This is a genomic window from Sphingobacterium hotanense (assembly GCF_008274825.1).
GTDB classification, from domain to species: domain Bacteria; phylum Bacteroidota; class Bacteroidia; order Sphingobacteriales; family Sphingobacteriaceae; genus Sphingobacterium; species Sphingobacterium hotanense.
In genome coordinates, this window is the sequence record NZ_CP030848.1 from 1,990,922 (window position 1) to 2,005,427 (window position 14,506).

At 41.9% G+C, this 14,506-nt stretch carries 9 protein-coding genes; 5 read left to right on the top strand and 4 right to left on the bottom strand.

Going from position 1 to position 14,506, the window contains the following annotated elements; translation table 11 throughout:
• Positions 1-10: 10 nt before the first annotated feature.
• Both DSM08_RS08220 and gyrA read right to left on the bottom strand, forming a co-directional pair.
• Positions 11-1,123, bottom strand: coding sequence for a tetratricopeptide repeat protein (locus tag DSM08_RS08220; RefSeq protein WP_149525709.1), 1,113 nt, complete (start codon positions 1,121-1,123; stop codon positions 11-13).
• On the bottom strand, positions 1,107-3,665 hold the full coding sequence (gene gyrA, locus DSM08_RS08225; RefSeq protein ID WP_149525710.1) for a DNA gyrase subunit A: 2,559 nt from the start codon (positions 3,663-3,665) through the stop codon (positions 1,107-1,109). Before gyrA ends, DSM08_RS08220 begins: the two co-directional genes overlap by 17 nt.
• Before the next feature lie 344 nt (positions 3,666-4,009).
• Here gyrA and serC point away from each other — a divergent pair, with 344 nt between their 5' ends.
• The 5 genes from serC to DSM08_RS08250 all read left to right on the top strand — a co-directional run bounded on the left by serC (position 4,010) and on the right by DSM08_RS08250 (position 10,167).
• Positions 4,010-5,077: a 3-phosphoserine/phosphohydroxythreonine transaminase gene (gene serC / locus DSM08_RS08230; protein WP_149525711.1), complete on the top strand. Its 1,068-nt coding sequence runs from the start codon at positions 4,010-4,012 to the stop codon at positions 5,075-5,077.
• 8 nt (positions 5,078-5,085) lie between these two features.
• Positions 5,086-6,033, top strand: coding sequence for a D-2-hydroxyacid dehydrogenase (locus DSM08_RS08235; RefSeq protein ID WP_149525712.1), 948 nt, complete (start codon positions 5,086-5,088; stop codon positions 6,031-6,033).
• 116 nt (positions 6,034-6,149) lie between these two features.
• Entirely contained in the window at positions 6,150-7,463 is a 1,314-nt protein-coding gene (locus tag DSM08_RS08240; protein ID WP_149525713.1) for an aspartate kinase, read from the top strand.
• A 10-nt stretch (positions 7,464-7,473) separates the two neighbouring features.
• Positions 7,474-8,637 carry a diaminopimelate decarboxylase gene (lysA, locus tag DSM08_RS08245; RefSeq protein WP_149525714.1) on the top strand — a complete coding sequence of 388 codons (1,164 nt, stop codon included), beginning with the start codon at positions 7,474-7,476 and terminating at the stop codon, positions 8,635-8,637.
• 411 nt (positions 8,638-9,048) lie between these two features.
• Positions 9,049-10,167: an IS110 family RNA-guided transposase gene (locus DSM08_RS08250; protein ID WP_149525715.1), complete on the top strand. Its 1,119-nt coding sequence runs from the start codon at positions 9,049-9,051 to the stop codon at positions 10,165-10,167.
• 254 nt (positions 10,168-10,421) lie between these two features.
• Here DSM08_RS08250 and clpB read toward each other — a convergent pair whose 3' ends face one another.
• Together clpB and DSM08_RS08260 are read right to left on the bottom strand one after the other, a co-directional pair.
• On the bottom strand, positions 10,422-13,013 hold the full coding sequence (gene clpB / locus DSM08_RS08255) for an ATP-dependent chaperone ClpB (RefSeq protein ID WP_149525716.1): 2,592 nt from the start codon (positions 13,011-13,013) through the stop codon (positions 10,422-10,424).
• A 142-nt stretch (positions 13,014-13,155) separates the two neighbouring features.
• The gene (locus DSM08_RS08260) at positions 13,156-14,505 is read right to left on the bottom strand and encodes a TlpA family protein disulfide reductase (RefSeq protein ID WP_149525717.1); all 1,350 of its coding nucleotides are present in this window, start codon (positions 14,503-14,505) and stop codon (positions 13,156-13,158) included.
• Position 14,506: the final 1 nt, after the last annotated feature.

The window sequence follows — 14,506 nt, forward strand, 5'->3', positions numbered from 1 at the left end:
TTGTGTTGTCTTAATTTGTAAGTTGGTTCAAAAGTAAATTTACACGATCTAACTGCTCCGCATCATCAGCTTTCTCATAGAACATCGCTAATGATTTGAGTGCGTTGATCTCGTAAGGTTTGATTTCGTTTGCTTTTAACAGAAAGTTCTGCGCATTGTATTGCGCTTCATGATTCTCTGTGTCACTCAAAAAGTCTTTCAAGTAGATTAAACCTAATGCTAAATTAGATTCATAATTATTTGGATCCAGTTCTAGCACCTTTTCGTAAAACGCTTTTGCTGCCGGAATATTGTTTGCATTTTCATTCGCATAGCCAGCAAGGTAATTCAGCTCTACGTTATCCGGCTCCATCTTGATTGCTTGATCAGCAATTGGAACAATGGCATCATAAGCTTTAACAGATGCATATTCCTGAATCAACTGAAACAAGATTTCTTTATTTTCTCCGTATTTCGTACGCGCATTTTCTAAGGTCGTTAGATTTAACTGGCTTTCACCTAGCTTATCGTAAAGAGCTGCCAATTCTAAATATTGCTGTTCCGTAGCATTGCCACTCTCAATAATCTTCTTGTAGAATTTAACAGCGTCCTCAGACTTACCCGCTTTGTTAGCTAAGACAGCAAGATTGTAGGTCACATCCTCATTATTTGCATTCAGCTCATCTACTTTCAAGAAATCATTGTATGCAGCATCGTACTTCTGACCTTGCAAAGACTTATTCGCACGTTTGATCAACGCGGCAGCTAAGTTTTGTTTTACATAACTAATCTCGCCTGGATAGCCTTCGCGATCCTTCTCACGAATTCTTCCTAAGGTCTGATACGTTAAATCAATAGGGTCTTTATCCGTCTTGATTGTTCTCGCAGAATCGGCGTAGGCAATAGAACTCATCACCATTGCACGCAATACATTGACGCGTGTTTTTGAGGAGTCTTTAGCAGTCTTGTAGATATTATCTAACTGCTTTTTCGCATTCTCAAGATTTTTGATCGCGCCGGTCTGCGTGTATAACGCAAAAGCATTGCTCGCCTCTTTATAGTTCGATTGCGCAAAAGCACTGTTAGCTGATAAAGCTAACAGCACAGATAAGGATGAAATAATGAAATTATTCTTGTTCTTCATTCTCAGCACTACTTGAATCGTTTTCAGTTGTGTTTTCTTCGGAACCTTCAATTAGCGTCTCTTCTTCTTCGTCCTGGTGGTCAACTTTAGTGATCGATGCGATCTCGTCATTGTCCTTTAAGGTGATCAATCGAACACCCTGTGTTGCACGACCCATTACGCGAAGTGATTCTACGCCAATACGGATAACAATACCTGATTTATTGATGATCATTAAGTCGTTCTCATCAGTAACGCCTTTAATAGCAACCAACTCACCAGTTTTTTCCGTTACGTTGATTGTTTTCACACCTTTACCACCGCGGTTGGTGATACGGTAGTCTTCAATATCCGTACGTTTTCCGTATCCTTTTTCCGAAACAACTAATACAGTTGTCTCTTGATCATTCACACTAATCATGCCAACAACCTCGTCTGTTTCACTTGCAAGCGTGATTCCGCGTACTCCAGTTGCAGTTCTACCCATCGGTCTAACCGTTTCTTCGTTGAAGCGGATTGCACGTCCCGAACGTAAAGCCATAACGATCTCGCTAGTACCCGAAGTCAATGTTGCTTCCAATAGCTGGTCGCCTTCGTTGATGTTGATTGCGTTGATACCGTTTGCTCTTGGACGTGAGTAAGCTTCAAGAGAAGTCTTCTTGATGGTACCTTTCTTAGTACACATAATGATGAAGTTATTCTCCAGATACTCCTGATCTTTCAAGTTCTTCACATTGATGTATGCCTTGATTTTCTCGTCTTTTGGAATATTGATGATGTTCTGTAGTGCTCTACCTTTCGAAGTTCTACTTCCCTCAGGGATTTCGAAAGCACGCAGCCAGAAACAACGACCAGCTTCTGTAAACAACAATAGGTAGTTGTGAGCAGAAGCCGTAATAATGTGCTCCGTAAAGTCTTCGTCGCGCGTAGAGGAACCAATTGCACCTTTACCACCACGACCTTGACGACGGTATTCAGTAAGCGGAGTACGCTTAACATAGCTGTTATGAGATATCGTAATGACAACTTCCTCATCATCGATGAAGTCTTCCATACGCATATCTTCTGCCGAGTGAACAATCTCCGAACGACGTTCATCGCCATATTTCTCTTGAACTTCAAGAAGCTCGTCTTTAATGATCTTCATACGAAGACCTTCATCAGCCAATACTTCTTTTAAGTATTCAATAGTTTTCATTAATTCCGCATACTCTTCTTTAATCTTATCGCGCTCTAGTCCAGTCAACCTGCGTAAGGTCATATCCAGGATCGCACGAGCTTGAATATCCGAAAGGCCGAAGCGTTCCATTAAGCCTACGCGAGCGTCTTCAGGAGTATCCGAAGCACGGATTAACTTAATTACTTCATCTAAGTGATCTAATGCGATTAGATAACCTTCTAAGATATGCGCACGTTTTTCAGCTTCAGCAAGCTCGAATTTCGTACGTCTGATTACAACGTCATGGCGGTGTTCCACAAACTCGTGGATCATGTCCTTCAAGTTCATCAACATTGGACGTCCTTTTACTAGGGCAATGTTGTTTACAGAGAATGACGTTTGTAATGAAGTATATTTATAAAGGTTATTCAATACCACATTGGCATTGGCATCCCTTTTAATTTCATAGATAATACGGATCTCTTTCGTCGACTCATCACGAATCTCTGAGATACCTTCAATTTTCTTTTCGTGAATCAAATCAGCTGTACGTTTGATCATATCTGATTTATTCACCTGATAAGGAATCTCCGTTACGATAATAACCTCTTTACCAGATTTCGTTGTTTCGATTTCCGCTCTTGCACGCATTACCACACGACCGCGACCTGTTTCAAAAGCCTCTCTCACACCGTGGTATCCGTAGATTAACCCACCGGTAGGGAAGTCCGGCCCTTTGACATAAGTCATCAACTCGGAGATTTCGATCTCACGGTTGTCGATATATGCGATGGTACCATCGATAACCTCTGTTAGGTTATGTGGCGCCATATTGGTCGCCATACCTACAGCGATACCTGAAGATCCATTGACCAAAAGATTAGGAATACGAGTTGGAAGAACAGTAGGCTCGGTTAAAGAGTCGTCGAAGTTCAATTGGAAATCGACGGTATCCTTGTTGATATCTGCCAACAGCTCTTCGGCGATCTTGCGAAGACGAGCTTCGGTATAACGCATTGCTGCTGGTGGATCCCCATCGACAGAACCGTAGTTACCCTGTCCGTCAACCAATGGATAGCGCAATGACCAGTTCTGAGCCATGCGGACCATCGTATCATAAACCGACAAGTCACCATGTGGGTGATACTTACCTAAAACATCCCCAACAATACGAGCAGATTTCTTATATGGTTTTCCGCTAGTTACCCCCAAGTCCAACATACCATACAATACACGGCGGTGTACAGGTTTCAGCCCATCACGTGCATCAGGAAGAGCACGCGAAACGATAACCGACATCGAGTAATCGATGTAGGCAGCTTTCATTTGATCTTCAATATTGATAGGGACAATCCTGTTTTCCGCAGGTACTAAGTTGTTTTCGTTTTCTGTTTCTTCAGCCATTATTTTGTGGTTTCGATAAAACTAAAAAAGTGCCTGTTATAAATATAGACACATAGCTGGCGAATATACACAAAATTTCAGCCAAAAACCACTTTTAAGGCCGTTAAAAATATCCACATTTTGGGTGAAATGTTAGTTGTTTTTGCCGATTGTAAAATATCGGAATTATTTGAAGAACACTGATAATATGTCATTGAATTTTAATAAATATTGTCATATTCTAAACAAATAAGGTTTTTGTTTTAGAAAATTTTAAAAATATTTTACCTTTGGGCATTCAAAAGTTAAAGCAAACGATTGAGTCTGTTTTAATAACCTTATTTTAAACACTTTACTAGAAAATAATGAAACACAATTTCGGAGCAGGCCCTTGTATTCTACCAAAGGAAGTCTTTGAAGAAGCTTCAAAAGCAGTGTTGGACTTTAATGGAACTGGACTTTCCATTTTAGAGGTATCCCACCGCTCGAAGGAGTTTGAGGCGGTTGTCGTTGAGACCGAACGATTAGTTCGAGAGTTGCTCAATGTACCGCAAGGATATTCCATTCTGTTTTTACAAGGAGGAGCAAGCCAGCAATTCGCAATGGTTCCGATGAACTTATTGCCAGAAGGAGGAAAAGCAGCGTATTTAGACACTGGAGTTTGGGCGACCAAAGCCGCTAAAGAAGCAAAAAAACTTGGACAAGTTGAAATTGTTGCCTCCTCGAGCGATAAGAATTACACTTACATTCCTAAGGATTATAGCATTCCAGCGGATGCTGCTTATTTCCATTTCACATCCAACAACACGATTTATGGTACGGAGGTTTTCGAAACTCCGAAAACAAGTCTTCCTGTTGTTGTGGATATGTCTTCGGATATCTTAAGCCGAAAAATCGATGTCTCGGAATTTGATCTAATCTATGCCGGTGCTCAAAAAAATATGGGGCCTGCTGGAGTAACTTTGGTGATCATTAAAGACGAACTTTTCGGTAAATCGGGACGTACAAACCCCACAATTTTTGAATATGAGGCCCACGCAAAAGCGGGATCTATGTATAATACGCCTCCTGTATTCTCCATCTACGTTTCTATGTTGAACTTACGCTGGTTGAAAGCAAAAGGAGGAGTAGAGGTTATCGAACAAGAAAACATCATTAAAGCACGTACGCTTTACGATGAAATCGACCGTAACCCATTCTTCAAAGGAACAGCGAACGTGGAAGATCGCTCGCGCATGAACGTGACATTCGTTATGGAAAATCCTGACTTAGAAGCTGAGTTTTTAGAACTCGCAAAAGAGCGTGGATTGATCGGAATCAAAGGACACCGTTCAGTTGGTGGATTCAGAGCGTCTATTTATAACGCATTAACGATCAGCTCAATCAACGCCTTGGTTGATGCGATGAGAGAATTTGAAGAAAAGCATAAATAAGAAATTAAATGAGAATTTTAGCAAACGATGGGATCGATCCTATCGGTAAACAAATATTAGAGGCTGCCGGCTTCGAAGTGGATACCGTTCATATTCCACAAGAGGAATTAGCAGCACGCTTAAATAGCTATGATGCTGTTACAGTTCGTAGCGCAACGAAACTTAGACAAGAGCTGATCGACCTTTGCCCGAATATTAAAGTGATAGGTCGTGGGGGAGTAGGTATGGACAATATCGACGTGGATTATGCCCGCTCGAAAGGCATCACGGTTGTCAACACACCTGCAGCATCCTCGCATTCCGTTGCTGAATTAGTCTTTGCACATCTTTTAAATGGCGTTCGTTTCTTATACGACTCGAATCGTCAGATGCCGGTTTCTGGAGCAACTAAATTCGGCGCATTGAAGAAAGCTTATGGTGCTGGTTCCGAATTGCAAGGCAAGACTTTAGGCGTCGTAGGATTTGGACGTATCGGTCGCGAGACGGCAAAAATCGGTTTAGGCTTAGGAATGAATGTAATCTATTCCGATTTATTCGAAGGGCCGATGTCATTGACCTTAAATCTTTCTGGTGATATTCAAGTTGAAGTTCCTGTAAAGCAGGCTGATATAGAGACTGTCTTGCGCGAGTCTGACTTTATTTCTTTACACGTTCCATTTACAGACAAACCGGTTATTGGAAAAGAGGAATTTGAGATCTTGAAAGATGGAGTAGGTCTAGTAAATGCATCACGTGGAGGCGTTATTGATGAGTTAGCATTAGTGGATGCATTGAACACTGGTAAAGTTGCATTTGCAGGCTTAGATGTTTATGATGATGAACCTACGCCTCGTGCTGAAATTCTAACCCACCCGAAGATCTCCTTGACGCCGCATATTGGTGCTGCTACCAACGAAGCGCAGGAGCGTATAGGTGAGGAACTTGCAACATTATTAATAGAAAATCTGAAGAAGTAATTGTTCCGCATTAATGATATGCGGCACAAAAGCTATTAAATGCGATTGTGCCGCTTTTTTTATGCGATTAATCCTTATATTCACACCCGCAAAAAACAAAGTTAAATTACAGAGATATGAAAATTCTTAAGTTCGGAGGAACATCCGTAGGAAGTGCTGAGCGTATCAAAGGTCTACTTGATATCGTAGACCCATCGGAGCGTCAGATCGTCGTGCTTTCAGCAGTGGCTGGAACCACCAATGCATTGGTTGAAATTGGAAAAGCTTACCTTGCAGGTAAGAAGGACGAGGCCAAACAGTTGATCGTTGCTCATAAGGATAAGTACGAATCGTTAATAAAGGAACTCTTCAGCACAGAGAACGGATATAAGAACGGTAAGGAATTAATCGATTATCATTTTAATTTAATTGCTTCGCTATCAAATGACTTATTTACGCCAGTTGAAGAGAAAGTTATTTTAGCGCAGGGTGAATTGCTGTCTACGACCTTGTGGCATTTTCATTTGGAAGAAATCGGGATAAAATCAGTGTTGCTACCGGCATTGGACTTTATGAAAATCGATGAAGACAACGAGCCTGTTATCCCATTCATCAATGAAAAGTTGAGTGCTATTTTAGCGAACCATCCAGAGAACACGCTGTTTATCACGCAAGGATATATTTGCCGAAATGCTTTTGGCGAAATTGATAACCTGCGCCGTGGGGGATCTGACTATACGGCATCGCTTATTGGTGCAGCCATCCAAGCTGATGAAGTCCAGATTTGGACCGATATCGATGGGATGCACAATAACGATCCGCGCGTAGTAAAAGGAACAACGCCGATTGCCAATTTAAGTTTCGACGAAGCCGCAGAGCTAGCTTATTTTGGAGCGAAAATCCTACATCCACAATCGGTATTCCCAGCGCAAAAGTATAATGTACCGGTACGCCTATTGAACACGATGGATCCGAAAGCTTCGGGCACATTGATTTCAAAAGACGGGGGACAGAAAGGCGCTATCCGCGCTATTGCTGCAAAAGATGAAATTACTGCAATCCATATTCATTCATCGCGCATGTTGTTAGCTTATGGATTCTTACGTAAGATATTTGAAATATTTGAACGCTATAAGACACCGATCGATATGATCACGACATCGGAAGTCGCAGTTTCTCTATCAATTGATGATACCCGCAATTTAGAGGATATCATCCGCGAGGTGGAAGACTTCGGAACAGTAAGCGTCGATAGAGATCAAACGATCGTTTGTATCGTAGGCGACTTCGGCGCCAATACCCACGGTTATGCGGCTCGCGTATTAGACGCGGTTAAGCATCTTCCTGTGCGTATGATTTCATATGGTGGTTCAGATTATAATGTGTCGATTCTATTGAATTCAGAGCATAAAACCGAGGCTTTACGTTCTTTACACAATAGATTGTTTTAATAAATAGAAAATGCAAATAAATAAAATTAGCCTAGACCGTTTATCGCAATTTGAAACTCCATTCTATTATTATGATTTAGAGCTTCTGGATCGCACCTTGCAGGCTGCAAAAATTGCCGCTGATAAGCGAGGCTTCCACATTCACTATGCGTTAAAAGCTAACTTTAATGATAAGGTGCTTTCGGCGATTCAAGCCGTAGGTTTTGGTGCAGACTGTGTATCAGGCAATGAGGTTCAGAAGTCGATTGATATGGGCTTTCCGGCCGATAAGATTACATTCGCAGGAGTAGGGAAGTCGGACAAGGAAATCAAGATGGCACTAAAGCATCAGATTTTTGCATTTAATGTAGAGTCTATCGAAGAGCTTCAGGTAATCGACGAGCTGGCTGCTGAATTGGGCGAGCGCGCGAATGTTTCCTTAAGGATAAACCCAAATGTAGATGCACATACGCATCACTACATTACTACGGGATTGGATGAGAATAAATTCGGTGTTCCAAATTCAGAGCTAGAGCAGGCTGCTTCTGTGCTTAGAGATTGTAAAAACGTTGATTTAGTAGGACTCCACTTCCATGTGGGTTCACAAATCACGGATATGAATGTGTTCAAGAGCCTTTGCGTAAAAGTAAATGAGTGGAAGAAGTGGTTTGAAGAACGCGGAACAACCATCAAGATATTGAATGTTGGAGGTGGACTAGGAGTGGATTATCATCATCCTGATGAGAACCCGTATCCTGATTTCGAAGCATATTTCGACGTGTTCGATAAGTTCTTAGAACGCACGCCGCAGCAAGAAGTGCACTTCGAATTAGGACGCGCTTTAGTAGCGCAGTCAGGAACTTTGGTTAGTCGCGTACTCTATAGCAAAAGCGGCGTAAAGAAAAATTTCCTAATTCTAGATGCCGGAATGACCGAACTGATGCGCCCCGCACTATACCAGGCTTATCATAAGATCGAACGCCTCGGCCTAGCAACAGAAACTAGCGAACTAAACTACGATGTCGTAGGTCCTATTTGCGAGAGCTCTGACTGCTTCGGCAAGGAAGTGACACTACCAGTATCCCAAAGAGGAGATCTAATCGCTATACGCACGGCAGGTGCCTACGGTGAAGTAATGGCCTCCAAATATAATCTGAGAGAAGAGATTAGGTATGTCTTTTCGGATAGTATTTAGTAGTTAGTACTTAGTAGTTAGACCTATTGCGGATATAGATATTAGACATTAGAAATTAGACATAAGAGTATGGCGGCTAGAGATAGTCGCCATCTTTTTTAGTATCTAGTAGTTAGTATTTAGTATCAAGACCTAAGGCGGTCAATATTTTCTCCATTTTCTACAGCAAACAAAGAATCCTGTCCATCCTTTCATCCTTCCTTTCCGGTTCAAAACTATAACGTTGTTTCTGAACCAGGAAAGCAAGGATTTAAGGATGGGCAGGATCGGGTCTAATGTCTATAGCCGCCCTAGGTCTAATTACTAACTACTAAACTGATATATGAATTTGTAGAATTATAACTGCGTGGAATAAAAATCAAGAAGACCACAACTTTGTTTCCATTATAGTATTAATTATAGAACATAATTATGGAAAAATTTTGTGGTCTTGATGTACATAAAGATAGTGTTTTTATGTGCATTCTAAGTGAAAACAACGAAAAGTATGAAGAGGTTTTTAAGACTTTAACCCCTGACCTTGAACGGCTTCTTGACACGCTTGTTGATCATGGTGTCGGACTTGTTGCCATGGAGAGCACCAGTATCTATTGGTACCCGTTATGGAATATTCTAGAATCGGATTTTGATGTTAAATTGGTCAATCCACTGTTCATCAAGCAGGTTCCTGGAAGGAAGTCCGATGTCAAGGATGCCGAGTGGATCGCTACGGTTTTGATGAAGGATCTGATTAAAGGGAGCTTTGTTCCTCCTAGCATCATCCAACAATTGCGGCTTTACAACCGTAAGATTACCAAGCTCAACAAACAATTGCGTCGCAGTGAACAGGAAATGGATGAGATGCTTCAAAGATGCAACATCCGTTTGAGTAATTACGTCTCTGATATCGGCTGCAAGTCCATGAAGAAAGTTGTTCAGGCTATCGCTAAGAATCATTTGAACCCGGATTATTTATTGAGCTTGGTCCATGCTCGGATTGTTAGGAAAAGCGGCGCGGAAACGATCCGAGCTTCGCTTACAGGAACATTCACTTCAGTAGACATCGAGATATTGAGGATGATCGTGGAGGATATCAATTTCCACCATGATCAGCTCGAATTCTGCAAGAAAGAGTTACTGAAGCTATGCTATCAGCATTTCAATCTTCAAATGGAACTATTGGTGACCATACCTGGAGTGAAAGAGCACGCAGCTGCCTGTATCATTTCTGAAATAGGGACGGACATGAAATTCTTTACATCGGCAACAGCCTTAGTAGGCTGGACCGGTCTTAGACCGCGGAACGACCAAAGTGCGGGTAAGATTAAAGGAAGAAAGACCCTACACGGAAATAAATATCTTCGCTTGATGCTCGTACAATGTGCTTGGGGAGCATCCAGAACAAAGGGAAGCGCTTTTATGGCGCGATATCAACGATTCAGAAAAAGAATGCACCACAACAAAGCGCTTATAGCAAATGCTAGAAAGCTGTTGGTGATAATTTGGAACATATTAGCCAAAAAGGAACCCTATTTTGCCCAAGCAATCTAGCAGGCCTTTTAAAGGAAAGTACCAAGGCCCTAGTATTTATGGTGGACTATACCCCGATTTCTAAACTGGCATAATAAGGAACTTTCTGGCAAGAAATTGCGTGTGAGCTAAAAGCTCGTAGAGGAAATTATTATTATTTAAAAGCGGACTAGGCAAATGCCTGGTAAAGCAAGACTATGCCTAATCAAATAGAAACAAGCCTTTAGATGATCTTTAAAGGCTTGTTCGATTAGTATTTATAGAGGAAATACTAACTACTTATTTAGAAATACAAATTTCCCGTCAAAGACATCCAATTGTATCACGGAGTCTCGACTTACTTTTCCGGAGAGGATCTCTTTGGAAAGCTCGTTGAGGACGCGTTTTTGGATAACTCGTTTCAATGGGCGTGCTCCATAAACTGGGTCGTATCCTAATTGTGCTAACCAATCTAGTGCGTCGTCTGTAGCGGATAGGAAGATGTTTTGTTCGGCTAATTGCTTTTCGACTCTTCCAAACTGCATGCGTACGATATCGCCGATTTCATCGCGGCTCAATGGTGTAAACATGATTACCTCATCGATACGGTTTAAGAACTCCGGACGGATGGATTTTTGAAGCAATTCAAATACCTCGTCTTTGGTCTTACCGACTACCTCGTCGCGGTTGCTGTCTGTCATCTTCGAGAAGTTCTCTTGAATGATATGCGAACCGGTGTTAGAGGTCATGATAATGATCGTGTTCTTAAAGTTTACCACGCGACCTTTATTGTCTGTTAAGTGGCCATCGTCCAACACTTGTAATAAGATGTTGAATACATCAGGATGTGCTTTCTCGATTTCATCTAAAAGGACAACAGAATAGGGTCTGCGACGTACTGCTTCCGTTAACTGGCCGCCTTCATCGTAGCCAACGTATCCTGGAGGCGCTCCGATTAATCTAGATACAGCGTGGCGTTCCTGATACTCCGACATATCGATACGTACGAGCGCTTGCTCATCATCGAATAAGAATTCCGCCAACGCTTTCGCTAACTCCGTCTTACCAACCCCTGTCGTACCTAAGAATATAAAGGAACCGATCGGACGTTTTGCATCACTCAAGCCCGCGCGAGAGCGGCGGATAGCGTCCGCAATGGCTTCGATAGCCTCTTCTTGTCCTGCTACGCGTTTATGCAATTCCTCCTCTAGATTCAACAGCTTTTCACGTTCCGACTGCACCATCTTGCTCACAGGAATACCTGTCCATCGAGATACCACGTCAGCAATATCTTCGGAAGTCACTTCTTCCTTCAGCATGCGGCTGCTTTGTTGTTTTTCCGAAAGCTCTTGCTTCAGGGTTTCTACTTTGTCCTGGGCTTCCTTTATCTTTCCGTAGCGCAGTTCCGCAACCTTGCCATAGTCACCTGCACGTTCCGCTTGTTCTGCTTCCAGTTTGTAATCTTCAATATTCTGAATCTCTTGGTTGACTTGATCAACCAATGTTTTCTCTGATTGCCATGCTGCCTTCAATGAGTCTCGCTCGTTGGAAAGATTAGCGATAGTTTCAGATAGCTCAGAAACTTTGCGCTCATCGTTCTCTCTTTTGATGGCTTCGCGCTCAATTTCCAGTTGCATGATGCGACGCTCTAGCTCATCGACTGCTTCAGGAACAGAGTCCATTTCTAAGCGTAGTTTAGATGCAGCCTCATCAATTAAGTCAATCGCCTTATCCGGTAGGAATCTATCGGTGATGTAGCGCTGTGATAGCTCTACAGCAGCGATAATGGATTCATCGAGTATTCTTACTTTGTGGTGTGTTTCATAGCGTTCTTTCAATCCGCGTAGGATGGAAATCGCATCTTGTGTATCCGGTTCATCGACCATGACCTTTTGGAAACGACGTTCCAAAGCCTTATCTTTTTCAAAGTATTTTTGATACTCGTTGAGGGTAGTGGCACCGATCGCACGAAGCTCGCCGCGCGCTAAAGCCGGTTTTAAGATGTTCGCCGCATCCATAGCGCCTTCACCACCGCCAGCACCAACCAGCGTATGGATCTCATCGATAAAGAGGATAATCTCTCCATCGCTATCGGATACTTCTTTCACGACCGCTTTCAAGCGTTCTTCGAACTCGCCTTTATATTTTGCGCCCGCGATAAGGGCTCCCATATCTAATGAAAATACGGTTTTCGATTTTAAGTTTTCCGGTGCATCGCCTTTGATGATACGATGTGCTATACCTTCAGCAATTGCTGTTTTACCCACACCAGGCTCACCCACTAAAATCGGGTTGTTCTTGGTACGACGGGATAGGATTTGCATAACTCGACGAATCTCCTCATCGCGACCGATTACCGGGTCTAGCTTGCCAGACTCCGCAAACTCATTTAAGTTTCTTGCATATTTTCCCAGTGCATTATAAGTTGCCTCGGCATTCTGATCGGTTACTCGACTATTGCCGCGAAGTTCCTTGATCGCTGTTTTAAGGTCTTTCTCGGTAACCCCTTGATCTTTTAGAAGACTAGAAACCTTGTCGTTTGCTGATAAAAGGGCTAAAAGGATTTGTTCAATGGATACAAATTCGTCATTGAATTCCTTCAGATAGCTTTGTGCTTTTTGCAGAACGGCAGCCGAAGAATTGCTTAAATACACGTTGCTACCGCTCACTTTAGGCAATGCTTCAATCTGTTTGTCAACCTCCGTGGTGATGTAATTGATATTCACGTTTAGCTTTTTCAGCAAATGGCCAACCACGTTTTCATCAACCGTTAAGAGGGCTTTAAGTATATGCGCCGGTTCGATTGCCTGCTGTTGATTTCCAACGGCAATCTCCGATGCTTTTTGTATGGCTTCTTGAGCCTTGATTGTATAATTATTAAAGTTCATATGTAGTTTTCGATTATTTGTTGTTTCTAACAGTTTAACAAAACGGATGCCCTTTGGTTTTTGAAACTTCCTAGATGTAAAAATGGCAGGTTAATTAATTTTAACCTGCCATTATTTCATAGTTGGAAAGAAGTTTAATCTACTATTTCACCAATTTATCGATCAAATTTTTCAATTCTACATTCGAAGGCCTAGGAGAATTGGTCGTTACAATCTTTCCATTGGCATCGATGACCATATAACGCGGAATGGTATTGATCTGATAAGCCTCGGAAAGAATATTCTTATTGCTTGCATGCAAATGGATGATATCTAAATCACCTTCTTTCCCTTTAACGTATTTTTCCCATGCAGCTTTGTCCTTATCTGTCGAAATAGCTATGAACTTCACGTTTTGATTTCTGTAGTTTTCCGCTAGCTTTTCATAGAATGGTTCTTCATGTTTACAAGGGCCACACCAGGTTGCCCAGAAATCAATAACGATGATATTTCCCAGCAAAGACTTCTTGCTATACTGTTTTCCCGCTATGTCTGGAAATGTAAAGTCGATAAAGTCATCTCCCGGTTTTGAATCCGCCAGCTTAACTAACTTCGAATTCAATCGTTTTTCCTGATCGGCAAGGGTTAGATACTTTCGGTTTGGTTCTACCAATCTTAAATAAACGTCATAAGATTTGAAGTTATTTGATAACAGAACAATATACTGCCCTTTAATTGTCGGATCCGGGATAAAATCGATTGCGTTTTGTGCTTTATTTTCGCCTTGTTTAATGCTGTATTTCTTTTGCTGTCCTGCATCAATCACCAAGCTCATCAAAAAGCTATCTCCAAAAGGAAGGATCAATAAATTTTCATTTAGATATTTCGTATGATCTAGTTCCTTGTACAAACTGATAATCTCTTCAGCATCCGGATGAGCTCTTTTCGGCAGGTATTGGAACTGCAGCGCATAATAGTGGAAGAGATAATCCTTCAGTATTTCAAAGTTGCTTAAGAACGTTTGATTCTTCGATGTGGTTTTGAAAGGGGCAATTTGTGGTGCCAACTTCTCAACGATAGGGTAGAACTCCACATAGGTCATAGGGCCGCCTAAACGAATGCCTTCTTTCATATCGCTCAACATGGATTGAAACTTTTCCAGATCTTTATTATCCGCCGAATTCTTCCCGTTCAATTGGTAGCTCTTGCCGCCAATAGCAATATTTAGAACTTCCTTCTCCTTACCATAAATGATATGTCTGGCAGCGTTGTTCTGAGTTTGAGTAGACCCCAATAGATAAAAGCCTTCGTAGGTCGGGAAAAACTTGAATGCAAATTTTCCATTCACGACTTTGGATTGCGCGATCGGTTCTGTTCGTCCATTAACTACTTCGAACAGCACGACTTCTTGATAGAATTCGTCGGTCGTCGTTCCATTGATGATCATGGGCTCCTGAGCGAGGACCGTACTTGCGAAAAAGCTGATGATAGCCGTTATGATGATATTTTTCATA

Coding starts and splice junctions, on each gene's coding strand:
- DSM08_RS08235 (WP_149525712.1), top strand. CDS start 5,086: ATGAGAATTTTAGCAAACGATGGGATCGATCCTATCGGTAAACAAATA.
- serC (WP_149525711.1), top strand. CDS start 4,010: ATGAAACACAATTTCGGAGCAGGCCCTTGTATTCTACCAAAGGAAGTC.
- DSM08_RS08250 (WP_149525715.1), top strand. CDS start 9,049: ATGGAAAAATTTTGTGGTCTTGATGTACATAAAGATAGTGTTTTTATG.
- clpB (WP_149525716.1), bottom strand. CDS start 13,013: ATGAACTTTAATAATTATACAATCAAGGCTCAAGAAGCCATACAAAAA.
- DSM08_RS08260 (WP_149525717.1), bottom strand. CDS start 14,505: ATGAAAAATATCATCATAACGGCTATCATCAGCTTTTTCGCAAGTACG.
- DSM08_RS08240 (WP_149525713.1), top strand. CDS start 6,150: ATGAAAATTCTTAAGTTCGGAGGAACATCCGTAGGAAGTGCTGAGCGT.
- DSM08_RS08220 (WP_149525709.1), bottom strand. CDS start 1,123: ATGAAGAACAAGAATAATTTCATTATTTCATCCTTATCTGTGCTGTTA.
- lysA (WP_149525714.1), top strand. CDS start 7,474: ATGCAAATAAATAAAATTAGCCTAGACCGTTTATCGCAATTTGAAACT.
- gyrA (WP_149525710.1), bottom strand. CDS start 3,665: ATGGCTGAAGAAACAGAAAACGAAAACAACTTAGTACCTGCGGAAAAC.